Raw genomic sequence first — 24,553 nt, forward strand, 5'->3', positions numbered from 1 at the left:
ACACACTTATATTCGACATAATAAAAGACTAAACGATAACCCATTAAAGAGAAAGAAATGATCATTAAACTGGATGAGAGAAACGGAATTAAAATTGCGACTTTCGCAAGTCTATCCCGATTTACATTAGCTGTGACAGAAGAAGTGAAAAATGAATTAAAGCCAGTATTAAGTAATCCGGGAACAAAATTAATTTTCAATTTGGAAAACATCGATTTTATTGATAGTAGCGGTATTGGATGTATTATTTCATTAGTGAAAACAGCCAAAAGCAATGACTCTGGAATTAAGATCTGTAATCTTTCCCGGGAGGTGGCGAGCGTTTTTGAACTATTACATCTGCAAATGATACTGGAGATTGGAAAAGATGTAGAAAGTTGCATGGCAAGTTTCAAAGAGGGAAATTGACAGGTTTCACAAAAATGAGAAAGGCTGACTTGAGGAAACTCAATCAGCCTTTCTTTTTATAAATTCGATCTGCCCTTCACAGGCTTTACGGACAAATTAACATCCCAGCGTAGCCACCATAATGGCTTTTATGGTATGCATCCGGTTTTCAGCTTCATCGAATACAATGGAATGAGGAGATTCAAACACTTCTTCTGTCACTTCCAGCGCTTCCAAACCGAATTGTTTATATACATCCCGGCCGATAGAGGTCTCCAAATTATGGAAAGCAGGCAAACAATGCATAAACTTACAATTCGGATTCCCTGTTTCTTCCATTACTTTTTTATTCACCTGATAAGGCAACAACAGGTCGATTCTTTCTTTCCATACCTCCTGAGGTTCTCCCATAGACACCCATACATCGGTATATAAGAAATCACATCCCTTAACACCTTCTGCCACGTTATCTGTAACCGTCACCCGAGCGCCTGTTTCCGCAGCAATTTCTTTACAGCTAGCAATCAATTCCGGGTTAGGCTGTAATTGTGACGGGGCAATAATACGAACATCCATCCCCATTTTAGCGCCTCCGACCATTAAAGAATTGCCCATATTATAGCGGGCGTCTCCCAGATAAGCATAAGTCACCTGGTTCAATGGCTTATCCACATGTTCCATCATGGTCAAAAAATCAGCCAAAATCTGAGTGGGATGAAATTCGTTGGTCAAACCGTTCCATACGGGTACACCAGCATATTCGGCCAATTCTTCCACAGTAGCCTGGGTAAAACCTCTGTATTCTATGCCGTCAAACATCCTTCCCAGCACCCGGGCAGTATCTTTCATAGATTCTTTCTTACCGATCTGAGATCCGGAAGGCCCCAGATAGGTCACATGAGCTCCCTGATCATGCGCTGCCACTTCAAACGAACAACGGGTACGAGTAGAATCTTTTTCAAAAATCAAAGCTATATTTTTTCCCTTCAACCGAGGTTGCTCTGTTCCGGTATATTTGGCTTTTTTCAAATCAGCGGCCAATGTAAGCAGGTATTTGATTTCCTCCGGAGTGAAGTCAAGCAACTTCAAAAAATTTCTGTTTCTTAAATTAAAAGCCATATATTATTATTTTAAAAGTTAGTATCCCCTTTTCCTTTCTGTAACATCTACTTCTACAAGTCTGCTTCTCCACTCCAAGTTTATAAATCCCGACTCTCCCTCTTGATTTCTCTTTCTCTATTTATTTCGAGGAACGGACAAATGTATAATTAAAATTCGGAGATTTGAAATGAAACTTCGAATTTTCAGATTTTACTTTTCTCTAATCGTACTCCATTGTAATCTTAGAACCATACCGCCTGTCTTCCAGTTTTGTCGCTTCCGTAATAACAGATTTTTGTCCGCCATTTTTTATAAAATGAAGACAAGCCCGAATTTTTGGAGCCATACTTCCTTCCCCGAACATCCCTGCTTCCAAATACTTTACGGTATCAGCATAATCCAAAAATTCCAGTATTTCCTGAGTCGGCTTCCGGTAATCCTTATATATATAAGGAACATCCGTCAAAATATACAATTCATCGGCTTTCACACGCACCCCTATCATAGCTGAAGCCAAATCCTTATCGATCACCCCTTCTATCGGCTGCAACAATCCTTCCTGATCAATGTAAACGGGAATTCCACCCCCGCCGCCGGTAATGACGATACTCCCCGCACGGGCCATACGTTCTACCAGAGAAGCATTTTTAAAATCAATAGGAGCCGGTGAAGGGACTACACGACGCCATCCTCCATCCACTTTAATCTCTTCTTTAAACACCCAGCCGTGTTCCGCCTGTAATCTGTCGGCTTCTTCTTTCGTATAAATTTTCCCCACCCGTTTCGTCGGATTTTGTAAAGCAGGATCGTGCTGATCCACTACCACCTGCGATATCATCGATACAACATGACGGCTTAAATCGTGCTCCTTTAAAATATTCCGCAGATTCCGTTCAATCATATATCCGATCTGCCCCTGAGAATAAGCAACACACATGTCCAAAGACATCGGAGGCAATCCATACATTTTTACCCCGGCATCATCACTTAACAAAATATTCCCGACTTGCGGGCCATTTCCATGAGTTATAATCAAATTATAGCTGTCCCGGATTAAATAAATCAAATTCTCCAACGTCTCCCGTATATTCTGATTTTGCTCGGCCATTGTCCCCTTTTGATCTCCCCGGAGAATCGCATTTCCTCCCAAGGCAACCACTGCTAATTTTTTATCCATTTCTACTGTCTATTAGGTTCTGTTTTTCCATTTCGATGTTTACAAATTTAAAGAATCCAAAGGTGTGAAAAAAGACAAAAATTAAGTTTTTTACAAAATTAAACAACTGAAAATCAACACTAAGTATAATTATTCCGTCATTATTTATAAATATGCAGCGTAAAAATCCCTTTTTATGAAAACGTTTGAGAAATCCGGAAGATAAAAAAATTCAAATCAGAAAGTAAAAAACAGACTTATTGTATCTCTGATTACTTTTTTATAAATTTGCAGCATGCTGAAGGATCAAAAATATCAATTGAGACAGGTATTCCGGAAATTTACAAATAAATACTTATTTGTAGGTATACTTTTTTTAGTATGGATTGCCTTTTTCGACAAAAACAGTTTTGTCGAAAAAATGCAGTTGCGGCATAAAATCAACACGCTTACCGAGCAAAAAGAATACTACCAGAAAACGATAGAAGACGACAACCGAAAGATACAGGAACTACTCAGTAACCGGGATAATCTGGAAAAGTTCGCTCGTGAACAATACCTGATGAAAAACAGCAACGAGGACATATACATTATTGTAGACGAATAAAAGTGGGAAGAATTTTAGCCATTGATTACGGAAAAAAACGGGTAGGTATCGCTGTTACAGATCCTGCACGCATTATTGCCACAGGTTTGCAGACTGTGCTCTCTCACGAGGTTTTAAAGTTTCTTCAGGATTATACGGCAAAAGAAAAAATTGATCTTTTTGTCGTAGGGCATCCCAAACAAATGGACAATACCGATTCGGAAAGTATGATGTATATCACTCCTTTTCTCAAAGCGCTCAGGCGAAAATTTCCGGATATACCCATAGAAATGTACGATGAACGTTTCACTTCTGTATTGGCGCATAAAGCTTTAATCGAAGGAGGAGCAAAGAAAAAAGTGCGCCAGGATAAAGCTTTAATTGATAAAATGAGCGCCACAATTATACTGACTTCTTATATGGAAGCCAGGAAGAGAGGAAACAAAGAGGATTAGAAGTTAACGATTAAAAAGGTCTCCAAAGCCAAAACAGAACACAAACTAAAAAATAAATAAGTTATGTATTTACCGATTTATATATATGGACATCCGGTTTTAAGAAAAGTATCCGAAGATATTCCAACGGATTATCCGGGGCTGACTAAATTTTTAGAAGATATGTTTCAGACGATGGATGAGGCCGACGGAGTAGGACTTGCCGCTCCCCAAGTTGGCAAAAATATCCGGATATTTGTAGTAGATGGGAATGCTTTTGAAGAGATGGACCCCAGTTGTAAAGGATTTCGTAAAGCTTTTATCAATGCCCATATCCTCGAACGCAGCGGTGACGAGATCAGCAGAAATGAAGGATGCCTGAGCATTCCGGGTATACACGAAGACGTAAAACGTAAAAATAAAATACGGATAGCCTATCGGGATGAAAACGGCGAACAGCAGGAAGAAGAATACGAAGGCATAAAAGCTTGGATCATCCAGCACGAATACGACCATTTGGACGGAATACTTTTTACCGACCATCTCTCAGCCCTGAAAAAAAGAATTTTAAAGAACAAACTGAATAATCTGAGCCTGGGAAAATTCAAAGCAGCTTACCGGGTAGTACTGCCGAAATAAAAAGCCAGCCCCAAGGGCCGTAATCATTTCCCCCTTCAAATTTACTCCATCTACATCCGGTTCTCAGTTATTTTTTGTAACTTGTATAACGGATTATTATAAAAAGATGGTGTAGTTAATTATTTTCATACTTATCCCTTTCTTCTTCCCCTATTTCTTTTGATGGCAGGAATAGGATGCGGGACTTATTTCTATTTACCGTTTTCTATTTTCTCTACCGGATTAGTTTCGACATTTCTGATTTCCTTTTTTAAATCATCAAAAAATTTCCTGAGCCTCCTTCTTTACATTTGTATTTTTTTAGGTGGCTGGACAAGCGCAAATCAGGATTTCCTACATCCGGATATCCGAGGCGAACACTATATGCAATGTGAATGCGGAGAAGTTCTAGGCAAAGGAAATTATCTTCTGAAAGCTTCCGGGCAACTTTTCTATCTCCATTATTCCGACAGCACTACCTTTATTCCAGGTGATTCCCTCGCTTTTAGCTGCAAAATATATCCACTCCGGACTTTTAACACGGCAGGTGCTTTCCATTACCACCATTATCTGAAACAAAAAAATGTCCATTTCAGACTTATACCGTATAGTCCGATCAAGAAAAGCGGTCATTCCCACACCCTACTCACCTTCTTCCAACGCCTTCGCCATAAAATGCTTCAAAAAATGAACAGATTAATCCCCGACCCTAACAACCGGGCTCTCCTGGAAGCTCTTTGCCTGGGTTATAAAAATGAGCTGGATGCTACCACGAAATCCCTTTTTTCTTCTACCGGAACAATACATTTATTAGCAGTTTCCGGCCTGCATACAGGTGCTATTTACGTTCTACTTACTTTTATATTCAGGATACTGGGAATCCATAAACCGATCAGCCGTTTGCTTCTTATACCGTTGTTGGGAGCTTATGCCTGCCTTACAGGACTTTCGCCTTCAGTATTGCGTTCCGCCATTCTCCTCTCATTCATGCTTATCGGAAAAGCTTTTCATAAAAACTATACTCCTCTCAATTCAGTAGCCGCTTCTGCCTTCCTTATTTTAATTATACAACCCGGTAATCTTTACTCCGTCAGTTTTCAAATGTCTTATGCTGCCTATACCGGTATTTTAATTTTTTTCCCTCTTTTAAATCGTTTTACCCGGAAACTTCCTAAACTGTTTTCCCGTCTTTGTGCTTTGATCTGGTTATCTATTGCAGCCCAGCTAACCACCCTTCCCCTCTGTCTCTATTATTTCCATACCATCAGCCTCACCAGTTTTCTGATCAATATTATAGCTATTCCGCTAACCACACTTCTATTATATACCGCGCTCATTCTATTACTTTTACCTTTAACCCTGGGTTTAAAACTTATCTTTTTAACAGACGGTCTCTGTACCTTCCTTTTCCTCAGTCTGCAACATTTTACAACAATAAATTGGCAATGGGAAAACTGCTATCCCACTCTCCTCCACCTCCTTTTGGCCTATTCTACCCTCTTCTCCTTTTTAGGATTCATTAAAAAAAGAGAAAAAAAAACATTTTATCTTGCCGGCCTGCCCCTCAGCCTTTGGTTAATTTATGCCTGCTCCTATAACTTACAGCTCCACAATAAGCGGGAAATAATGCTTTTCCATTGTTACGGTAAAAGTTGTATCCTTCTCAACTACGATGGAAACTACAGTTTTCTCAAAAACGACCTCGACTCATCCGAATGGAAAGTTATACTTCCCTATATTGAGAAAAACCGTCTTTCCTCCTTTCCTGTTAACGAAGGACTATTGACAGACAACCTCACTTATTTCCAAAACAGCTTATCTTCTCCGCATATGCAAATCCGGCTTATTGATGCCCGGTCCTCCCCGGATACACTTTCCGGAATTCTTCTTATTACAGGGAATGTCCCACCTCAGCAACTCTTACGGAATAAGAATTTTCCGATACAGGCTATTTATCTAGACGCCTCTAACTCTCTTTTTTGCATACGGGAATGGGAAAAATATTGTGAAAGACGACAGATACCCCTTCACAAAACGACAGATACGGGTTGTATCTGCATCCCTTTATAATAAAAAACTTTCCTCCAGAAGGAGAAAAGCAAACATTAAATAGAAAATGTTTTCCAGGACGAATTGCAAAACATTAAAATAAATACCCGTTTATTGTAAGATTCAATTGCTTTTAATTTAAATTTGCAGTCTTAATCACACGGAAAAAACAGATCTATGAATATTGTGATAGCAGGAGCCGGAGCTGTAGGAACACATCTTGCCAAGATGCTCAGCAGACAGGAGCATAACATTCTGCTTATCGACTCGGATCCGGCAAAAATCGAAAATTTGGAAAGTCAACTGGACATCATGTCCGTTGTCGGATCCTGTACGTCCATAGGAGCTCTTAAAGACGCACAGGTCGGGAAATGCGACCTTTATATAGCTGTCAATACGTCAGAAGACCAAAACATTAATTCCGCTATCCTCGCTAAAAAACTAGGTGCAAAACGTACAATCGCCCGTGTAAACAATAGCGAGTATCTGGAAAGCGAAAATGCCGAATACCTGAGATCTATCGGTATAGACACCCTTATCTATCCAGAAAGACTAGCAGCAGAAGAAATCGTCGCTTCTTTAAAACAAATTGGTTCCCGGCAATTACATGAATTTTCCGACGGCCGTTTGATACTTATCGGGATCAAATTATGGGATAACGCACTGATCCTGAACCATACTTTAGCAAAGATGGGAGAGGTATACGGAGCCGACGAATTTCGTCTGGTAGCCGTTAAACGCGACAACAGAACCATTATTCCCCGCGGAAATGATACATTAAAATACGGAGATCTTATTTTTGTCGTCACCAAACCCACTTTTGTCCACAATGTATTTGCCTTATGTGGGAAAGAACAATTTGAAATCAAAAATATTGTCATTGTCGGAGCTTCCCGTATCGGAATTAAGGCCGCTTCCTTACTGGAAAAACACTACAATGTAAAGATTATCGAAAAAGACCGGGAAAAATGTATTCAGTTAGCAGACAGGCTCAAGTCTACGCTGATCATCAACGGAGACGGACGGGATATGACTCTTTTACGGGAAGAAGGTATTAAAAACATCGATGCTTTTATCAGCGTAACCCATTCCTCAGAAACCAATATTCTTTCTTGTCTGTTGGCCAAAAAAATGGGCGTGAAAAAAAGTGTAGCAGAAGTAGAAAATATCGATTATATTGATCTGGCTGAAAATATCGGTATCGGTACCCTGATTAATACGAAGCTAATCGTAGCTTCGCATATTTATCGCTACACGATGAATGTAGACGTGAAACATTTGAAATTCCTTACTTTTTCAGAAGCAGAGGTATTCGAAATGGAAGCCGAAACCGGTTCTAAAATCACCAAACATCAATTAAAAGACATGAATTTTCCGGAAGGTGCTATTATAGGAGGAGTCATACGGGGAAGTGAAACAATTATTGCGAAAGGAGACGTACAAATCCAAGCCGGAGATAATGTTGTTATTTTTGCCCTTCAATCAGCCATCAAAAAAGTCATAAAATATTTTCAAAGATGATAAATATCCGGTTTATCATAAACCTCCTCGGCAAATTAATGCTGATCGAAAGTGCCTGTTTTTTACTCTGTGTACTGATTTCCCTCCTTTACAGAGAAAACGATACTCTCGCTTTTCTGTATTCCACATTAATTACCGGAGGAACAGGAGCAATTATGGCCTTCGGCATAAAAGCGAACGACAAGGTACTTGCTAAAAAAGACGGTTATTTTACGGTTACTTTTATCTGGCTCTTTTTTTCTTTATTCGGTTGCCTTCCTTTTATTCTAGGGAATACAATACCTTCTTTTCCGGACGCCTTTTTTGAAACGATGTCCGGATTTACGACAACCGGTTCCTCCATATTAAACGATATAGAAGCTCTCCCTCATGCTTCCCTGTTCTGGCGGTCCATGACACAATGGTTGGGAGGTTTGGGTATTGCCGTACTTTTCTTGGCGATATTACCCAGCTTAGGGATAGAAGGACGGGACCTTTATGTAGCAGAAGTCCCGGGACCTACTCACAATAAAATGGCAGCTACTTTTTATTCTTCAGCCCGAAAACTCTGGCTGTTCTATCTTTTTTTCACGCTTTTGGAAGCCGTACTGCTCTCTATCGGAGGAATGGGTATCTTTGACGCGATCTGCCATTCCTTTACGACAATGGCAACCGGAGGATTTTCCACAAAACAGGATAGTATTGCTTATTGGAATTCCCCTTATATACAATATGTTATCATTGTCTTCATGTGTATTGCGGCTACGAATTTCGGCCTTTTTTACGCTGCCTTAAAAGGAGACGTAAAAAAACTCTTACTCGATGAAGAATTCCGCTGGTATATGATCCTCATCCTTGGAGCAACAACGATTATAGCTACAGGTCTTTACTGGGCAAACTGGGGAGAAGAAGAAAAATGCATCCGGGATGCCTTATTTCAAGTTGTCAGTATCATGACGACAACAGGATTTGCTACGGCCGATTACCTCTACTGGCCGACCTTATTAGGACTGATTCTCTTTATACTGATGTTTATCGGTTCTTGTGCCAGTTCTACAGCCGGCGGAATTAAAGTAATCCGGGTCGTACTGCTTTTCAAAAATTCTTTTACAGAAATGAAACGGATTATTCATCCGAATGCCGTTATTAATGTAAAATACAATGACAAAAGTGTACACCCCACGATTATGACGAGTGTGATGGGATTTTTTATATTGTTTATAATTGTATTTAGCATCGGAAGTGTTATTATGGCCTTTTTTACGGAAGACATTGCTACAGCCTGTAGTGCCGTCATCACCAGTTTAAGTAATATCGGCCCCGGATTCGGAAGTCTCGGACCTATGGATAATTTTGCCCACCTCAGCGACGTTGCAAAGTTATTTTTAGCCGCTCTTATGCTAATCGGACGTTTGGAAGTATTTACAGTACTCGTCCTGTTTACAAAAGCTTTCTGGAAAAAATAAAGCGTTTTTTTTATAATTCACCGATCCCCTGCCGCAGTACCGAGATCTCATCTCCTGTGCAATCGACGACAGTAGAAGCGACATTTTGACCGAATCCACCGTCTATCACTAAATCCACCGACTTACAATACCGCTCATGAATTAATTCCGGATCTGTCATATATTCCACTATTTCATCATCATCGTGTATGGAAGTAGTGAGTAAAGGATGTCCCAACTCCTCCACAATCGCCCTGACAATATAATTATCCGGAATTCTGACACCTATTGTTTTCCGCCTGTTCATCAAAACATTCGGTAACTTGGTCGTCGCATTCAAAATAAAAGTAAAAGGCCCAGGCAAATGCCTTTTCATGATTTTAAAAACCTCATTACTGACTTTGGCATAGAGTGCAATTTCACTCAGATCCCGGCAAATCATCGAAAAATCTGCCTTTTCAGGTTTTACACCTTTTAAAGCGCATACCCGCTGAACTGCTTTTACCTGGTTTATAGCACATCCCATGGCATAAACCGTATCGGTCGGATAAATGATCACTCCACCTCGCTTCAGTACAGCTGTAATTTTGAGGATATCCCTTTGATTGGGATTATCCTCAAATAATTTTATAAGCATATATTTTTATGAATTTACCTTGCGATAATCCTCTAAAAATTTAGCCAAACCACTGTCTGTCAAGGGATGCTTTAAAAGTCCTTTAATGGCACTTAACGGACAAGTTGCGACATCCGCTCCGGCTTGTATACACTGGATAATGTGCTGAGTAGAACGAATAGAAGCAGCCAAAACCTGGGTCTGGAAACCATAATAACGATACATATCGACTATTTTTTCGACTAGCTCGATTCCATCACTGGCAATATCATCCAACCGACCGACAAAAGGAGATACGTAGGTAGCTCCGGCCTTAGCAGCCAATAAAGCTTGGCCCGGAGAAAACACCAATGTACAATTTGTACGAATTCCGTTGTCCGTAAAATACTTAATAGCCCGGATACCATCCGCAATACAAGGCACTTTTACGACAATATTCGGATGCAAAGCAGCCAACTCAGTCCCCTCTTTGATCATCCCTTCGTAATCCGTAGAAATTACTTCAGCACTTACATCACCTTTTACAATCTCACAAATGGCGATATAATGTTTCCTGCAATTTTCTTCCCCTCTTATCCCTTCTTTAGCCATCAACGAAGGGTTCGTCGTTACTCCATCCAATACTCCAAGTTCGTTAGCCTCACGAATTTGATCCAAATTTGCCGTGTCGATAAAAAATTTCATAATCTGGTTGAATTAATTAGTATCAAAATACATAAATCTATTGTCAGTAGCGAAGCAAAATTAGAATTTTATCGGCAATAAAACTACTGGAAGAAAATAATTTATTTTGTTCGTTATTGCCGGTCCGGCAATATCTCAATCCAATATCCGTCCGGATCAGCAATAAAATACAACCCCATCTCTTTGTTTTCATAACATATCCATCCCTTTTGGCGATGATACGCTCTCACTTCTTCATAATCTCCATCCACCCGCATACAAAGATGAAACTCACCTTCACCTAAATCATAAGGCTCTTTCCGATCTTTTAACCATGTCAGTTCTAAAGTAAAATCTGTTTTTCCATCTCCCAGATATACCAATACAAAAGATTTATCCTCTGCGACTTTACGCCTTACTTCCTTCAAACCTAAAGCCTCTGCATAAAACCGTATGCTTCTTTCTAAATCCATTACATTAAAATTATAATGGTCAAATCTGCTCCTTATTTCCATTTTTTTATATTTAAGTCCGTTTTAACTTTCTAGTAGCTTACAGGCTCAGAATTCCACATATTGTCCGGGATGGGTCCAGGCAACAAACCGGCAACCTCTCTCTTCCGCATATTTCCGGAGAGCATTCGCCTTCCCGTACTTTTCCCAAAAATGCATGGGAGCAAACCAACGGGGATGAATCCGATCAATAAACTGACAGGCACCACGCATATAATCTTTACCCAAGCGGGGATCCACAGGAAAAAGGGCCATATCTACCTGTTCCACTTCTCCCGCCAAGCAATCCAATTCCCGCAAAAAATGATCTTCACTTTCACGGGATTCTTCCGCTGTCGATTCTTCCGCCCAATGCCAATTGTTCAAATCGCCCGCATGAAATATCCGCTTTTCTTCTCCCTCTATCAAAAAAGAAATCCCGATATCTGTTGATCCAAAAGCCTTTACCCTCAGAATTTCATCCTGCCAGGTTTCTAATTTCTTCATAAAAACACGATGTTCCGGCAAGCTATCGGCAGGGAGCTGTATGTCTTCCGAAAAAATATAACGCAAATCCGGCCGCTGCCTTCTCCACTGAAGAATTACAGGATTAAAATGATCCGGATGAGCATGCGATACGAATACATATAAACGCCCCGGATAATGCATCAGCAATTCCGAGATAAATTTTTCATTTTCAGGATTCCCTGCTTTATAATAATCTATCACCGCAACAAAATCCGTCCCTTGAAGAATAAATCCGCTGTGATAAATGTAAATAAGTTTCATACCTTACTCCATTTCATATGTTTTTCGATATAAGAACGAATAAAAGGACAGCTGGCTACCACTTTCATCCGTTTGCCTTCAGCATAACGCAAAGCCGCTTTTGCCAAAGCGGAACCGACTCCTTTTCCCCGAAGCTCTTCCGGAACAAAAGTAGCAATAAAATCCATTCCATCCGGAATTTTTTTATATTCTACATAAGCCAACTGCCCTTCTTTTACGCATTCAAAACGATGCTCTTTTTCATTGTGTTTTACTTCAATTTCCATTTCTTTCCTATTTAATTTTCCTTATGTACGTAAATTTTCAGAAATAGATAACGAAGCTAGAATCATAACTTCGTCAATCAAAAAGCAACCCTATAAACATCCCTCCCGGAAGAATGACCTCAAAAGATTTGAATTTTTTATTTATATATTCAGGTACAGGTTAAGGCAAACTCCCCCGGGATAGACCGTCATTCGAGAAAAATAAATAAGCAAAGGCCGGTATAAAATATAACGATAATGCCTTGCATTCAGCAAATTCTCTGGAAAATTTTAAAAATCCGTACCATCATTAAAAAAGGATATAAGCTAACCTCAAAAACACTATAAAACTGAATTACCTAAAACAATTTTTCCTTTTCCTGATTTTTCACTTTCTCTAACTCAGATAAAGTTCGTTTATAGACTGTCTTCCTGGGGGAAACATATAAAAATTTACATTTATTAGAATCCCATAGCATATATTATTGATTCACAACAAAATAATTAATAAACATAATCTATTATTGGGAAACATTTAACCCAGCGATCCGTTTAAAATAGTAGCAAAACAAATAAATTTTTAAATCAGAAAGCCATGAATAATTTGAGAAATGATGAAAACAGATTTCGGAGTGAAGAAGAAAATAGAATTCATTCCGACCGGGTGGAGAGAATGGAAGACAATCTCAAAGACAATGTTACCGATTATGCAGACCGGCAGACCGACAAAGCCGAAAGAAAAATAGACAAGGCTGATAAAAAATTAGATAAGGCAGATAAAGCTTATAGCGAAGCCGCTGAAGAACGCATCAAAGGAAATTACAACACAGCAGAACGGAAAGAAGACAAAGCAGAGAAAAAAATAGATAAAGCAGAAAAGAAAATAGATAAAGCTCACGAAGCTAACCGGGAAGCCGATCGTTCCAATTGGAATACCGATGAGCACGACCGTACCCGCACTACCGGTATTTCCGATGATTATGATAGTCTCCACGGAAAAACCCAACATTAATTCTTTTTATTTCTTATAAAAAGCTTTAGTCATAAAAACAACCGTCTCTCTTATAACAGGGGGACGGTTTGTTGTCATTCTTTTTTTCCCGACCTCTTCCGCTCTTATTACAAAAATGTATCTCTAGGAATTTGTATAAGAGAAAAAAAGATACCCTTCGTTCAAATTATTTTTCTTTCGGTTTTCAGTCATGTTTTGCTTTCGCTCGTTTTAAATCCAGTGGAATCGTCTACCATATAATAACACATTCGATTAATTTTCCGTAAAAATCACAGATTGCCAATAAAAAATAATCTTACTTCGGACTTTTATAGCTCAAATAAGGAAATTCGATTACTTTCTTTGGCTTGGCAGAGGGAAAGTTTTTGACAGAAAACAAGTATTTGTAATCGAAGTTTTCTGTTGGAATACTGGAATCAAAAAGCGAGACATTGCTTCGGATTGAGCTGTAGGGAAAACATTATTTGAGCCGTAGAGAAAAACAAAACGATGCATCCGTTTTTATTTTTGTATAAATAATTTAGTCTGGAAAACTAAACATAATACGAACCTTTTAATAAAGTAACATTATGTCACCACAAAAAGTACAATTCGAGAACAAGAACGGCCAAGGTATTACCCTAACGGCTGTCATTAATTTCCCGGAGGAATTTGATAAAAATAATAAATATCCGGCCATTGTAGTTACACATCCCGGAGGGGGGGTAAAGGAGCAAACAGCAGGACTGTATGCTCAAAAACTGGCTGAAGCAGGTTTTATCACTATTGCTTATGACGCCTCTTATCAGGGCGAAAGCACAGGCGAACCCCGACAGTTGGAAAATCCTTATATACGGACGGAAGATATCAGTGCCGTTATTGACTATCTGACAACGCTACCTTACGTAGACGAAGAAAGAATCGGCGCAATGGGCATCTGTGCCGGAGGCGGATATACAGCCAATGCCGCTATCAATGATCATCGTATAAAAGCCGTGGGAACAGTGAGTGCTGTCAACATCGGTGCAATGTTCCGTAACGGATGGGACGGCAGTCAAAAAACAGAAGACGCATTCCCCATGCTGATGGGCGGAGCTGCAGCCCGTACCGCAGAAGCAAAGGGTGCGAAACCGGCAAGTTTTCCGCTGGCACCGGTTACAAAAGAAGCAGCTCCCGACAAGGAGATGGAAGAAGCATGGGAATATTACCGTACTCCACGTGCCCAATGTTCTACGGCACCGAGTGTTGCTCTCGTCAGATCTTTCACCCAATTGGTAACTTACGATGCCTATAATATGGCAGAGGTATTCCTGACACAGCCTTTACAGATTGTGACCGGAAGTCTGGCAGGCAGTAAATGGTACAGTGAAGATTTGTACAATCGGGCCGCAAGCAAGGAGAAAAACCTTTATATCGTAGAAGGAGCAAACCATATGCAAATGTATGATGTTCCGCAATATGTGGAGGAAGCCGTGTCTGTGCTGATTCCTTTTTTCAGAAAAAATGTATAAACGCAGAACGTTGCTGTCATTCTGAGCAAAACAAACCTTATTTGAGAAAGCCCATTATCTGCTTGAAAAGGCTCTCATAGAATTCTCTCTCCCAAAGGAGGAGAAACCGACAGGAGAAAATATATGGCCCAGATACTGTGCAAAGAAAACAACTAAATATAAGTAAATAGCAATAATGAAGGGAGACGAAAACAGAGGTTATATCTCTTCATTTATTGCTATTCAGATTTTTTTATAAAATAGTTACCTCTCAACCGCATTCCTATAGATTTGATACAGTATTCGATTTGCACTATTTTTGTAAGAAAAAGAAACGATATGGAATTTACGATCAACGAACCGAAGGTATTCAATTATTCCGATATATTTTTCAGTTGTTATACAGACAATGAACGGGGCTGCTGGAGCATGGTAAAAGACCATGCTTTGGTTTATATCTGTTCGGGCGAGATGTTGCTGCAGGAAGGGATGACTACTACTAAAATCCGGAAAGGGGAATGTGTGTTCCTGCGGAAAGACAACCGTATTAGCCTGACGAAACAACCCAAAGGGAAAGAGAAGTTCATCGGCATATCCATGATTTTCAAAAGAGATTTTTTACGGCAGTTCTATCAGGCTATGGACAAAAAGAAATTGCCTTTACAAATACAAAAGCCTACCCAAAGTGTGATAAGGCTTCCGCAGACACCTGCCATAGCCAGTCTGTTTCAATCGATGCGTCCTTATTTCGACAGTTCTACCCCACCTACGGAGCGCGTTATCAATACGAAATTACAGGAAGGCGTATATGCTTTGTTAGAGATAAATGAACAGTTTTACCCAAATTTATTCGACTTTAACGCCCCTTGGAAGATCGACTTACTAGAGTTTATGGAAAAGAACTACGCCTACGATCTGACAATTGAAGACATTGCCCATTATACAGGCCGGAGTCTTGCCGCTTTCAAACGCGATTTCAGAAAGATAAGTGATCTTCCCCCGCAAAAGTGGCTGATAGAAAAAAGACTAAAGGTCGCACAGGAGAAATTGCTGCATGAGAAAAAGAAAGTATCAGAAGTCTACCTGGAAGTCGGTCTCAAGAACCTTTCTCACTTCTCTACCGCTTATAAAAAGAAGTTCGGATATTCCCCCTCCAATGTGAAGGCTTGATTCTTTCAAAATAATAGTATTTAACTTATAGGATAGGAGCGGAAAAAAGATACCTCTATTCTATTTTGTATCTTTTTCAAATAAAAAAGACTTTAATTATACTCTTCTCAACCTCTTATTCATAAGTTACACCCAACTAAATACGAGATATTTATGTAATTTACAAAATTGAAACGTTCTGCAGTCATTTGCAGACAATTCGCTACCGTTTTTGTCCGCCCAGAAAAGGGTAACGGATTCGGGAATACTGTCTATTAAATTTTCTACTCCTTGTTTCACAAGACCTTGTAAACCTTCTTCCCCATTTGTGATTTCAGAAATTATTTCCGAAATTTGTTCCTGTGTAAATTCCATAATAATTCATTTTTGAAAGTTGCATTACAAAAATAATTAAACTTGGGATTTACACACTTTTTGAAACACTATCCTTTTTGAAACACTATCCACTATCTATCAAACACTATCTCAAAAATTACACATTAGGGCACGTCCCTACTGTGTAAAAAAAAAGTTACAAAGTAAACTGGACTTTGTAACTCATTGATAATCTGGCGGAGAGAGGGGGATTCGAACCCCCGGTACCCTAATCGGATACGACAGTTTAGCAAACTGTTGGTTTCAGCCACTCACCCATCTCTCCGGGATGCTGAATAATATTGCATTCTTGCGGTCACAAAAGTAGTGCTTTAAATTAAACTAACAAACTTTTATGTCATTTTTTATACCGGTTTTCTTGTAAAAAAGTTATTCAGAGATGATCTTAAATAACTTAGATATTTCAGCTGACACGGATGTAAAATTTAACTTTTCTTCTCTCATCGATTCAAAACCAGTAAAGGGAATAAGTTTCAATACTTTAGCATATCCCCAGCAAATAGAAATCCCTCCAACTAATAAAAAACCGGCGCGAAAGTTTTCTGCGCCGATTCCGGTATCATAAGGATCGTATATTATTTCTCACAGTCCACCGTATGCAAGATATTGCAATTTTTGTCCAGCATGTAAAGTTTCAGTTCTTTGTCCGAAACGGAAACAATCGAAAAGCCGGTTTCTGAACTACAGAAGACCGTCCCCTCTACAGGCAATACCTTGCGGCTAAGTGATCCCGACGTATTGACCACGTAATCTATCCGACTATCGGCTGGTTTGAGGTGCTGGAAATTGTGAATATGGCCGCAGACATAGAGGTCGACGCCGTATTTACGCAACAGAGGATCGACCCGTTGCTGCATGTTCTCGCGTTCGATTTCGTCTTTCGGCGTCTGGGCATAAATGGGATGGTGACCGATAACGACCTTCCAGGTTTCGTCGGATGCGTTGAGTATAGAATCGAGCCATTGGAGCTGACGATCGATATCTTGAGTAGCCACATCGGGGTACGATTCTTCAGCTTCTTTGTGGTATTTGTCGATCAGAGGCGTCGTATCGATAAAAATCAGCTTAAGAGTAGCGTTTCCATCCAATTTGAAAGATTTGGCATAATAGCGTCCCGGCATACTCCAGCGGCGGCTGACCTTGCTATAGTCAAGCACCGCCTGTGTATTGCCGCGGTACTCGTGATTACCCAAAATCGGAAACCAGTCGATCATCAGTTCAGGATGGGCATAAATCAACTCGTAATTGGTCATCCAAAGCGGATCGTTTACACTGGCCACCCCCTCGAAATGGTGAATATCTCCGGCCGCAGCTATAAATTCGATACCCGTATTTTCTGCCAATTCGCCCATCCGTTCGGCTATAATTTTTTGGTCGTAATAACCGTTACGCCCCAGATCATTGGCGACGATGAAGTTGAAATGATCGTCCAACAGCGAGTCCAGTCGTTCGTACGAAACGGTGTTCTTTATTTGTGCCTGCAGACATAAGTTCGACGCAAACACACAGAGTAACAGCAAGAATGCAGTAATCTTTATATTTTTCATGATATTACTATGTATTATTGTTGGTAATGTTTACAATCAGAAATCCCATTTGACTCCTAAGTTAAAGGTTCCCTGGTAATACTCCAACTGGGCCATGCGGCTGCGGATACCTTGATAATAGCGCAACGGTTGATTGGTAAGGTTGTTCGCTTCAGCGAAGATGCGAATTCCTTTGCCGATAAGGTAGGACGCATTGGCATCAAGGAAAAGCTGATGGTCGTAATAATGGTCTTCGAAAGGGTCTCCGCCTACTTCATCGATATACCCTCCGGTATAGTTGAGTGATACACGGGCTGAAAAACGCCTGTTCTCCCATGCCAGCGAGGCATTGAACATATGGGGAGCTGTGCCGGGCAGTTTCACATCGGTACGTTCTTCACCATCCTCATTATATACGCCTTTAGTCTTGGAGTAAGTATAGGTATAATTGAGCATAGCGTTAAAATTGCTCAGGAATTTCGAGTTAAAGAAATCGAATTTACGCTGAAGGGCCACTTCGAAACCGAACAGGTCCACGTTGTCGCCATTCAGAGGGCGTACCATCCGCCACTGCTCGTCCATGGGAATGGGATTGGGCAGATCGGGAAAGTCAGCCGCAAACTTATCGGTCGTATAACTAGCATCCAGGTAGTTGTAAATAAAATTGTTCAGATTCTTATAGAAAAGCCCGGCCGAGAGGATACCAACTGATTTGAAATAATACTCTCCGATCAGGTCTACATTATAAGAGTAAGTCGCTTTCAAACCGGGATTCCCGGCTTGTATCTCGCGGTCTTCCGCTTTCACATCGGCGAAAGGCACCAAGGTGTAGTAGTTCGGACGGGCAAGAGCTGTGGAGAAGGCACCACGCACCACCATACGCTCGCCGGCGTTCCACATCAACGTGACACTAGGCAATACGTTGGTATAGTCATTTTCCATCTTGTTCATGCCCGTATTGTCGTATTCCTCGTTAAGCGAATAGGCTCCTTTGTAGTCCACACGGGTATGTTCCACCCGGGCCCCGGCAATAAACATCAGGTTCTGAGTAATATTCTGATCCCAACGCAGATAACCGGCGTAAATCTGTTCATTGGCTTTGTAGTTGCTCACCAGATATTCCGACGGGTCAGCCTCTGCTTCATACTCTGATCCGTTATAGAGGTCTACGTTTCCGAGCCATTTATTCGATACGAAAGTTCCCGGAACGTAGTGTTTGCCCTGTACCAAATGTTTATCATAAATAACGGTATTCATGCCGCTGAGAGGGGGAAGCCCGGCCAAAGGAGTATATTCATAAAAGTTGTTATTGCGATCTTTACTCTTGATGCGAGCGCGGAGACCAAAATGCAGACGTCCTTTCTGATCGGCGATGGCGGTAAGCGGAATGCGGGCGTTGACCTTAACCGCATATTCATCCTCATCGGTATAGTCGTGTTGTTCGGTCAATTTGTCGAATACGAACTGGGCGGGATCCTGGCCCGATGCCAAGATGTAGGGTTTGTAAGGATCCGAAAGATTCTGCGTCATGGAAAGTCCTTCCTGAACGTACTCGATATAGCGTTCGTGAGGACGATCTTCGCTAGCTTTGGCATAACTGAAGTTCCAGTCCAAGTCGAATTTAGGGGAAATGAGATGCGTACCCGTCAGGGCATAACTCTGGACGCGCTGATCTTCGAGACGGCGTTTTTTGTTGCGGCGGTCGTCGATTCCTCCTTTCGTTTCGCGTGAAATACCTCCGGTATACCCCGTAATGCTCCCGTTCGATCCGTATACAGGCTCGATATCCTGATAAGTGGTGCGATAACGGTTTTCACGGTCGTCGCGCCAGTTGTACATAGCGTCAAAGGCGATCGTATTGTTGTCGTTGATTTTCCAGTCGGTATTGAGGGCAATACTGCGGCGGATACGCTGTACGTCGTATTTACGGATATCCATCTCTTCGAGGTAAACGTTGCCGTTATCGTCTTCGGTCCATACCCCTTCGATATTATCCGAACCGTAGTCCTTATTCATATAGGAAGCAGAAAGAACGACCCCCACTTTACCATTGGCGAAACGGTTGGAGTAGACGAGCGATCCGGCTCCGGTAGCTCCGTCGCGAATAGGGTTGTAACCGCCGTAGGCAGTGATCGAAATACGCTGGGCTCCTGAAGCCGCACGGGTTACCAGATCGACCGAACCTCCGATGGCATCACCGTCCATGTCGGGAGTAAGGGTTTTGTTTACCTGAATCGTCTGTATCATATCCGAGGGGATCAGGTCCATCTGCACCTTGCGGTTGTCTCCTTCGGCCGAGGGGATACGACTTCCGTTGAGCGTTACCGAATTGAGCTCGGAAGCCAGACCGCGGATAATAATATTACGGGCTTCGCCCTGGTCGTTCTGCATCGTGATGCCCGGTACGCGTTTCAGAGCATCACCTATATTAGCATCGGGGAAACGGCCTACTTGGTCCGAAGAGATCACATTGGTAATGTTCTTGTTGGTTTTCTGCTGGTTGAATGCTTTAGCCTGACCACGGATCATATCGCCCATCACAACGACTTCATCGAGAACCTGAACGTCTTCTACCATTTCGAAAACGAGCTTCGTATTTTCTCCGACCTTTACCGTTACATCCTGCAATGCGGGGCAATATCCCAAATATGATACCGTAATTTTATAATTTCCAGCGGGCACATTGAGAAATTCGAAATAACCATTTTTGTCCGACACTGTATAACGATTCAGTTTGTCAAGTGCCAAGAATGCTCCCGGCAATGTACGTCTCGAACTTTCTTCAGCAACCGTACCCGAAATTACCCCCCCATCCTGAGCCATCATGCTCTGGACAAGAGCCGTGAAAAACAATAAGAATAAAAACTTTCTCATAAATGTTAATGTTAGTTAAATCATTAAATTTGTTGACAAAAATATTTTTCTATTGTTTCGCTCTGGTAACGGCATTATTAAAAAGCTGTTAAGATTTTACATATACCTCACATGACTTATTCAAAGAAGAAATAATACAAACTTTTAGTTTAAAGGAAGAAGGGATCACAAGACAAGTAACAGATGGAAAATGGCAGAAAATTTTGGATGATTTTTATGTATATTATACAGGTAGGCTATAAATAGACAAAACCGGCCGAAAGTTTTACTTTTCGGCCGGTTTTTTACAGCAAGGAAGAAGGATTAATTCCACCCGCTTTCAACGATGGCATCATAATCGGAAAGTCCCGTACAACCGGAAAAACAATTTTGATAAGTACTGACTTCCGAGAAATGACTCAAATAGGAATTCCGTTCGTAAAGATGTACTTTCTTACCGTCGATCAGGGTATAAGGAGATTCTCCTTTCAAAGATGAACCATAACGGAATGCGAACCGGAAATCCGTTACCTTACGGCAATCGTCAAAGATGTCGACCGGCACGGATTCTAGTTTTCCGCAACCAATAAATATTTGATTGAAAGAGGTGTTTTCAGTACAACCTTTAAAAACATCCTTTCCGACAGATTCCAAATTGGAACAATAACCAAACAAACGGGTAAATGCAGTCACCTTAGAATGCCCGGCAAATAATTCATCAGGTACAGATAGAAGTTCCGCGCAACTGTAGAATGTGCCGTAGAACTTTTCTGCAGATTCACAGTTTGCAAACAAACCGGCGGGTATTGCCTTAACGGCTTCACAATCTTGAAAGCAACTAGTAAAATCCGTAGCAATCTTTGCATGTGTAAATAAACCAGCAGGTATAGATTCTAGTGCCGCACATCCACTGAATGCATTATAAAAAGTCGTGACACCAGAGAAAGCACCTTCTGTATCTTCCGGAATACTCTTCAGGTTTTGCAGATTATAAAATGCTTTTTCCATTGAATTAAGAGCGGTATTTCCCCAATTCAATACAGCCGTTATATAATTCTTAGCTTCTCTGTACGGATAAGTAAACTTGGAATCCTGGCTGAATATTCTCTCGACTCCTCCTTTCACGGCTACCTGATATACGCCGGCCGCAGCATAGACGTGGGATGGAATTTTTTCGGTCGGATGATCGATTTCGCTGCCGTCTCCCCAGTCGATCGAACAGTTCGTCAAACCAACCAAGGGCAACAGGGCTGTAACCCCTCCGTCCTGCGGTTCGGGAATAGTAAGCTCGAATACCAAAGCTCCGGCATTTTCCCAACCTTCCTGTTGAACGGTAATAGTGCGTTCGTCATAATTATAATTTTTATCTCCTGCATACACCAATATTTTGGCAGAAGGAGTATTCGCAGAATGATTTACCGGAGCAGTAACAATAAGATTATTCCCCTGGCGTTCCACTTTTAACCATTTGTCATTGCATGAGAAATTCCAATCTCCAACATTTTCTGCAGTCACCGCTATTGTCTCTTCCCCTCCTTCAGAGGTGAAGTTTAGGGTTGATTTGTTTACATTTACCTTTATCCGGGGTGCAGCTTCCTGAGTAACAGGAATCTCTGCTTCGATGGTATTTTCACCCTCTCCGGAAGTGACAACGAGCGTACCGTTTAATGCCAAGGGAGTACGGTTTTCCCGGGCCATTACCATCACTTTATCGTCTATTTTGGATATAAACATAAAATTATCGGTATTATTGTCCGCCAATTTACGTACAGTCCAATGTTCCCGATTGGTCGTAACAGTCAACTCCGCTTCACCACCTTTAGCAGGAAACATCACACTGCCCGGTTCTATCGTTATTTCAGGATCCGGCGTCGGGTCCTGAGAAAGAGATAATACACAACTGGCAAAATTGCTCTCAGTGCCTGTATTTAAAGTAATAGTAGCTTTATAAGGAAGGGACGTTTTATTTTCCGGAACCGCTATCGTCAGTTTATCTCCTTCCCGGGTAACGGAAAAATGCTCCGCAGGTTGTTCTACAGTATACTGCCAATCTTCCTGATTTGTCTTTACCTGAATGGTAACAGAATCCTTTTCATAAGAAAATCTCACGCTACCGGTAGTACCGTCTGGAGCAATAGTAACTGCTGCTCCCTCTCCCGGAGTCAGTTCAAACGAAGCCGGCACAAAAGCAGGTTCCTTGTCATCGGAACATGCTGCCAAAGCCAATACCGCAAACAGGGCGGTTATATATCTTATATATTTTTTCATTTGTCTTAATTTTATGTGTTACGGTTTTACCTCAGATAGGGCTTTGACCAATCAGGATAATTTTGCTGCATATATTCATAATCCATCAGTTCAGTACAATTACTGAAACAATACTCATATATACTCGGAGCAATGAACTGTCCCGGATACTTGCTGCGCTCGTAAAGGTGTACCTTTTTACCTTCTATTGTAGTATAAGGCGTTTCACTGCTTAGCCGTATACAATTGCGGAAAGTGGCCTGGAAACTTTTCACAGCCCGGTTCGAATCGAACAATCCGGCCGGTATCTCGGTCAGAGAAGTACATTCCGTAAAGCTGTAATTAAAATTCTCAGCTTTCGGATTATTCGCAAACAATCCTTCCGGAATACTTGCCAGAGAATAACACATGGTAAAGAGGCCTGCAAAATCTTTAGCAAGCGGGCATGGACTAAATAATCCTTCCGGTATTTCCGTCAGCGAAGGGCATTGCCGGAAAGCATATGTAAATGCTTCAGCCTTTTCACAACCCTTAAACAAATTTTCCGGAATACTTTGCAAGAACTGACAACCGAAAAATACACTACTGAATGTTTTTGCCGACACGCACTTGACAAACAGTTCATCCGGTATGGAAATAAGGGGACAACCGGAAAATACAGAAGCAAAAGTTTCCGTGGCTATACAATTATCGAACAAGCCAGCAGGAATGGATTCCAATCCTGCATCGTCGAAGCAAAATGAGAATGTTTCCACCTTATCGCAATTGACAAACAGATCGGCCGGAATTTCCCGAAGCGATGTACAACCATAAAAAGCATTGGAGAAAGTGGTTACGTTTGTAAAGGACCCATCTGTATCAGAGGGGATACTCGTCAGGTTAACACAACCCTTGAGAGCATTTTGCATGGAAGTAAGGCCCGTATTTCCCCACTGTATCACAGAAGTTATATAAGCTAATTCTACATCGGTAAAAGGAGATCCAATGCCTATCCTTGGCATAAATCCGTAAATGCGGATTTGATAGGTTCCGCTTTTTTCATAAAAATGAGTAGGTTGAAAAGAAAACACTCCATCGATATTTCCCGTAAGAGGTTCTGTTTTACCATCTCCCCAGTCTATCGTACACTCCAACATCCCCAATACCGGAGCAACCATCGTTAACCCGTCCCGGTCCAGCTTTATTTCGATAATAAGGGAAGCATCATTCTGTACTACGTTGATCGTAGCAGAAGCGGTATTCTCCTCCCCTTCTCCCAGAACAGTAACAGCAACTGTTGCCGTATTACGCTCAGAAGTTGTATTTTCGTTAGCCGAAAAAATAAGTTTGTTTCCCGATTTCTGTACTGAAAGCCAACTTTCAGTGTTTTTAAAATCCCAGTCGTCATAATTTGCCGTAACAGTTACTTCTGCAGAACCGCCTGAACGGGGAAGTTGTACATTCGTCACGTCTAATTCAATAGTAGCCTTATCCGGTTCGACAGGCGCAGGAACAGGAGGTTCCGTATTATCGTCACTACAAGCGAATAATGCGGCTATCCCCAATAGGAGGTAAAGTTTTTTCATAGCATAATTGGTTTTGTATATTTATTTATTAAAATGATCGGTCAAACTAAACGCAATCGTTTTCGTTAGACACAAAAAAAATAAAAAGTTATTTATTAACTTTTTAATATTGAAAGATTGGAAACTAAAAAGTCTCTACCTTTTAAGGCGACGGAAATACACAAAAGGCAATTATCAACAAAGTCAATAAGTTTTTCATAGGCTATTCAGTTTAGTGAGTATTAAGTTTATTTTTTATCTAAAAAAATTGTTCGTT

At 41.0% G+C, this 24,553-nt stretch carries 22 protein-coding genes and 1 tRNA gene; 10 read left to right on the forward strand and 13 right to left on the reverse strand.

What is annotated here, in order from left to right:
- The first annotated feature begins 57 nt into the window (after nucleotides 1–57).
- On the forward strand, nucleotides 58–408 hold the full coding sequence (locus HMPREF9449_RS09180) for an STAS domain-containing protein (protein ID WP_009136979.1): 351 nt from the start codon (nucleotides 58–60) through the stop codon (nucleotides 406–408).
- Nucleotides 409–504: 96 nt separating this feature from the next.
- Here HMPREF9449_RS09180 and HMPREF9449_RS09185 read toward each other — a convergent pair whose 3' ends face one another.
- Nucleotides 505–1,506 carry an ornithine carbamoyltransferase gene (locus HMPREF9449_RS09185; protein ID WP_009136980.1) on the reverse strand — a complete coding sequence of 334 codons (1,002 nt, stop codon included), beginning with the start codon at nucleotides 1,504–1,506 and terminating at the stop codon, nucleotides 505–507.
- 202 nt (nucleotides 1,507–1,708) lie between these two features.
- Nucleotides 1,709–2,665 carry a carbamate kinase gene (locus tag HMPREF9449_RS09190; RefSeq protein ID WP_009136981.1) on the reverse strand — a complete coding sequence of 319 codons (957 nt, stop codon included), beginning with the start codon at nucleotides 2,663–2,665 and terminating at the stop codon, nucleotides 1,709–1,711.
- Between the two features lie 274 nt (nucleotides 2,666–2,939).
- Here HMPREF9449_RS09190 and HMPREF9449_RS09195 point away from each other — a divergent pair, with 274 nt between their 5' ends.
- The 6 genes from HMPREF9449_RS09195 (at nucleotide 2,940) to HMPREF9449_RS09225 (ending at nucleotide 9,297) form a co-directional block, all read left to right on the forward strand.
- Nucleotides 2,940–3,251, forward strand: a complete 312-nt coding sequence (locus tag HMPREF9449_RS09195; RefSeq protein ID WP_009136982.1) for an FtsB family cell division protein — start codon at nucleotides 2,940–2,942, stop codon at nucleotides 3,249–3,251.
- A gap of 2 nt (nucleotides 3,252–3,253) precedes the next feature.
- Entirely contained in the window at nucleotides 3,254–3,685 is a 432-nt protein-coding gene (gene ruvX, locus HMPREF9449_RS09200) for a Holliday junction resolvase RuvX (protein ID WP_009136983.1), read from the forward strand.
- Between the two features lie 63 nt (nucleotides 3,686–3,748).
- Complete coding sequence (gene def / locus HMPREF9449_RS09205; RefSeq protein ID WP_009136984.1) at nucleotides 3,749–4,303, forward strand: peptide deformylase; 555 nt, start codon at nucleotides 3,749–3,751, stop codon at nucleotides 4,301–4,303.
- Between the two features lie 666 nt (nucleotides 4,304–4,969).
- Nucleotides 4,970–6,352 (forward strand): ComEC/Rec2 family competence protein, encoded by a 1,383-nt coding sequence (locus HMPREF9449_RS09215; RefSeq protein ID WP_040611316.1) that lies wholly within the window; start codon nucleotides 4,970–4,972, stop codon nucleotides 6,350–6,352.
- A gap of 156 nt (nucleotides 6,353–6,508) precedes the next feature.
- Nucleotides 6,509–7,852, forward strand: coding sequence for a Trk system potassium transporter TrkA (gene trkA / locus HMPREF9449_RS09220; protein WP_009136986.1), 1,344 nt, complete (start codon nucleotides 6,509–6,511; stop codon nucleotides 7,850–7,852).
- Nucleotides 7,849–9,297 (forward strand): TrkH family potassium uptake protein, encoded by a 1,449-nt coding sequence (locus tag HMPREF9449_RS09225; protein WP_009136987.1) that lies wholly within the window; start codon nucleotides 7,849–7,851, stop codon nucleotides 9,295–9,297. The genes trkA and HMPREF9449_RS09225 overlap by 4 nt, the downstream gene beginning before the upstream one ends.
- A 10-nt stretch (nucleotides 9,298–9,307) precedes the next feature.
- Here HMPREF9449_RS09225 and HMPREF9449_RS09230 read toward each other — a convergent pair whose 3' ends face one another.
- The 5 genes from HMPREF9449_RS09230 to HMPREF9449_RS09250 all read right to left on the reverse strand — a co-directional run bounded on the left by HMPREF9449_RS09230 (nucleotide 9,308) and on the right by HMPREF9449_RS09250 (nucleotide 12,101).
- Nucleotides 9,308–9,913: an L-threonylcarbamoyladenylate synthase gene (locus tag HMPREF9449_RS09230; protein WP_009136988.1), complete on the reverse strand. Its 606-nt coding sequence runs from the start codon at nucleotides 9,911–9,913 to the stop codon at nucleotides 9,308–9,310.
- Nucleotides 9,914–9,919: 6 nt separating this feature from the next.
- Nucleotides 9,920–10,576, reverse strand: coding sequence for a fructose-6-phosphate aldolase (gene fsa / locus HMPREF9449_RS09235; protein WP_009136989.1), 657 nt, complete (start codon nucleotides 10,574–10,576; stop codon nucleotides 9,920–9,922).
- Between the two features lie 113 nt (nucleotides 10,577–10,689).
- Nucleotides 10,690–11,070, reverse strand: coding sequence for a VOC family protein (locus HMPREF9449_RS09240; protein WP_009136990.1), 381 nt, complete (start codon nucleotides 11,068–11,070; stop codon nucleotides 10,690–10,692).
- A gap of 45 nt (nucleotides 11,071–11,115) precedes the next feature.
- Nucleotides 11,116–11,835: an MBL fold metallo-hydrolase gene (locus HMPREF9449_RS09245; protein ID WP_009136991.1), complete on the reverse strand. Its 720-nt coding sequence runs from the start codon at nucleotides 11,833–11,835 to the stop codon at nucleotides 11,116–11,118.
- Nucleotides 11,832–12,101, reverse strand: a complete 270-nt coding sequence (locus HMPREF9449_RS09250) for a GNAT family N-acetyltransferase (RefSeq protein ID WP_009136992.1) — start codon at nucleotides 12,099–12,101, stop codon at nucleotides 11,832–11,834. Before HMPREF9449_RS09250 ends, HMPREF9449_RS09245 begins: the two co-directional genes overlap by 4 nt.
- 574 nt (nucleotides 12,102–12,675) lie before the next feature.
- Here HMPREF9449_RS09250 and HMPREF9449_RS09255 point away from each other — a divergent pair.
- The 3 genes from HMPREF9449_RS09255 (at nucleotide 12,676) to HMPREF9449_RS09265 (ending at nucleotide 15,731) form a co-directional block, all read left to right on the forward strand.
- On the forward strand, nucleotides 12,676–13,092 hold the full coding sequence (locus HMPREF9449_RS09255; RefSeq protein ID WP_009136994.1) for a hypothetical protein: 417 nt from the start codon (nucleotides 12,676–12,678) through the stop codon (nucleotides 13,090–13,092).
- 569 nt (nucleotides 13,093–13,661) lie between these two features.
- Nucleotides 13,662–14,582, forward strand: a complete 921-nt coding sequence (locus HMPREF9449_RS09260; RefSeq protein WP_009136995.1) for an alpha/beta hydrolase — start codon at nucleotides 13,662–13,664, stop codon at nucleotides 14,580–14,582.
- 318 nt (nucleotides 14,583–14,900) lie between these two features.
- Entirely contained in the window at nucleotides 14,901–15,731 is an 831-nt protein-coding gene (locus tag HMPREF9449_RS09265) for a helix-turn-helix domain-containing protein (protein ID WP_009136996.1), read from the forward strand.
- A gap of 126 nt (nucleotides 15,732–15,857) precedes the next feature.
- Here the strand turns inward: HMPREF9449_RS09265 and HMPREF9449_RS09270 are convergent, their stop codons facing one another.
- From HMPREF9449_RS09270 to HMPREF9449_RS15905, 6 genes are all read right to left on the reverse strand, one after another.
- The gene (locus HMPREF9449_RS09270) at nucleotides 15,858–16,085 is read right to left on the reverse strand and encodes a hypothetical protein (protein ID WP_009136997.1); all 228 of its coding nucleotides are present in this window, start codon (nucleotides 16,083–16,085) and stop codon (nucleotides 15,858–15,860) included.
- A 195-nt stretch (nucleotides 16,086–16,280) separates the two neighbouring features.
- Nucleotides 16,281–16,371, reverse strand: a tRNA-Ser gene (locus tag HMPREF9449_RS09275).
- A gap of 310 nt (nucleotides 16,372–16,681) precedes the next feature.
- Nucleotides 16,682–17,653, reverse strand: coding sequence for a metallophosphoesterase (locus tag HMPREF9449_RS09280; RefSeq protein WP_009136999.1), 972 nt, complete (start codon nucleotides 17,651–17,653; stop codon nucleotides 16,682–16,684).
- A 36-nt stretch (nucleotides 17,654–17,689) separates the two neighbouring features.
- Nucleotides 17,690–20,506, reverse strand: coding sequence for a TonB-dependent receptor (locus tag HMPREF9449_RS09285; RefSeq protein ID WP_009137000.1), 2,817 nt, complete (start codon nucleotides 20,504–20,506; stop codon nucleotides 17,690–17,692).
- A gap of 303 nt (nucleotides 20,507–20,809) precedes the next feature.
- Nucleotides 20,810–22,753 (reverse strand): BACON domain-containing protein, encoded by a 1,944-nt coding sequence (locus HMPREF9449_RS09290; protein ID WP_009137001.1) that lies wholly within the window; start codon nucleotides 22,751–22,753, stop codon nucleotides 20,810–20,812.
- A gap of 26 nt (nucleotides 22,754–22,779) precedes the next feature.
- Nucleotides 22,780–24,297: a leucine-rich repeat protein gene (locus tag HMPREF9449_RS15905; RefSeq protein WP_009137002.1), complete on the reverse strand. Its 1,518-nt coding sequence runs from the start codon at nucleotides 24,295–24,297 to the stop codon at nucleotides 22,780–22,782.
- Between the last annotated feature and the right edge of the window lie 256 nt (nucleotides 24,298–24,553).

Origin of the sequence: Odoribacter laneus YIT 12061 (assembly GCF_000243215.1) — a bacterium.
GTDB lineage: Bacteria > Bacteroidota > Bacteroidia > Bacteroidales > Marinifilaceae > Culturomica > Culturomica lanea.

What these genes read in the sequence shown, in the direction of transcription:
- trkA (WP_009136986.1), top strand. Translation starts at nt 6,509, where the DNA reads ATGAATATTGTGATAGCAGGAGCCGGAGCTGTAGGAACACATCTTGCC.
- def (WP_009136984.1), top strand. Translation starts at nt 3,749, where the DNA reads ATGTATTTACCGATTTATATATATGGACATCCGGTTTTAAGAAAAGTA.
- HMPREF9449_RS09215 (WP_040611316.1), top strand. Translation starts at nt 4,970, where the DNA reads ATGAACAGATTAATCCCCGACCCTAACAACCGGGCTCTCCTGGAAGCT.
- HMPREF9449_RS09250 (WP_009136992.1), bottom strand. Translation starts at nt 12,101, where the DNA reads ATGGAAATTGAAGTAAAACACAATGAAAAAGAGCATCGTTTTGAATGC.
- HMPREF9449_RS09265 (WP_009136996.1), top strand. Translation starts at nt 14,901, where the DNA reads ATGGAATTTACGATCAACGAACCGAAGGTATTCAATTATTCCGATATA.
- HMPREF9449_RS09190 (WP_009136981.1), bottom strand. Translation starts at nt 2,665, where the DNA reads ATGGATAAAAAATTAGCAGTGGTTGCCTTGGGAGGAAATGCGATTCTC.
- HMPREF9449_RS09285 (WP_009137000.1), bottom strand. Translation starts at nt 20,506, where the DNA reads ATGAGAAAGTTTTTATTCTTATTGTTTTTCACGGCTCTTGTCCAGAGC.
- HMPREF9449_RS09270 (WP_009136997.1), bottom strand. Translation starts at nt 16,085, where the DNA reads ATGGAATTTACACAGGAACAAATTTCGGAAATAATTTCTGAAATCACA.
- HMPREF9449_RS09245 (WP_009136991.1), bottom strand. Translation starts at nt 11,835, where the DNA reads ATGAAACTTATTTACATTTATCACAGCGGATTTATTCTTCAAGGGACG.
- HMPREF9449_RS15905 (WP_009137002.1), bottom strand. Translation starts at nt 24,297, where the DNA reads ATGAAAAAACTTTACCTCCTATTGGGGATAGCCGCATTATTCGCTTGT.
- HMPREF9449_RS09260 (WP_009136995.1), top strand. Translation starts at nt 13,662, where the DNA reads ATGTCACCACAAAAAGTACAATTCGAGAACAAGAACGGCCAAGGTATT.
- HMPREF9449_RS09255 (WP_009136994.1), top strand. Translation starts at nt 12,676, where the DNA reads ATGAATAATTTGAGAAATGATGAAAACAGATTTCGGAGTGAAGAAGAA.
- HMPREF9449_RS09185 (WP_009136980.1), bottom strand. Translation starts at nt 1,506, where the DNA reads ATGGCTTTTAATTTAAGAAACAGAAATTTTTTGAAGTTGCTTGACTTC.
- HMPREF9449_RS09225 (WP_009136987.1), top strand. Translation starts at nt 7,849, where the DNA reads ATGATAAATATCCGGTTTATCATAAACCTCCTCGGCAAATTAATGCTG.
- fsa (WP_009136989.1), bottom strand. Translation starts at nt 10,576, where the DNA reads ATGAAATTTTTTATCGACACGGCAAATTTGGATCAAATTCGTGAGGCT.
- HMPREF9449_RS09230 (WP_009136988.1), bottom strand. Translation starts at nt 9,913, where the DNA reads ATGCTTATAAAATTATTTGAGGATAATCCCAATCAAAGGGATATCCTC.
- HMPREF9449_RS09280 (WP_009136999.1), bottom strand. Translation starts at nt 17,653, where the DNA reads ATGAAAAATATAAAGATTACTGCATTCTTGCTGTTACTCTGTGTGTTT.
- HMPREF9449_RS09240 (WP_009136990.1), bottom strand. Translation starts at nt 11,070, where the DNA reads ATGGAAATAAGGAGCAGATTTGACCATTATAATTTTAATGTAATGGAT.
- HMPREF9449_RS09195 (WP_009136982.1), top strand. Translation starts at nt 2,940, where the DNA reads ATGCTGAAGGATCAAAAATATCAATTGAGACAGGTATTCCGGAAATTT.
- HMPREF9449_RS09290 (WP_009137001.1), bottom strand. Translation starts at nt 22,753, where the DNA reads ATGAAAAAATATATAAGATATATAACCGCCCTGTTTGCGGTATTGGCT.
- HMPREF9449_RS09180 (WP_009136979.1), top strand. Translation starts at nt 58, where the DNA reads ATGATCATTAAACTGGATGAGAGAAACGGAATTAAAATTGCGACTTTC.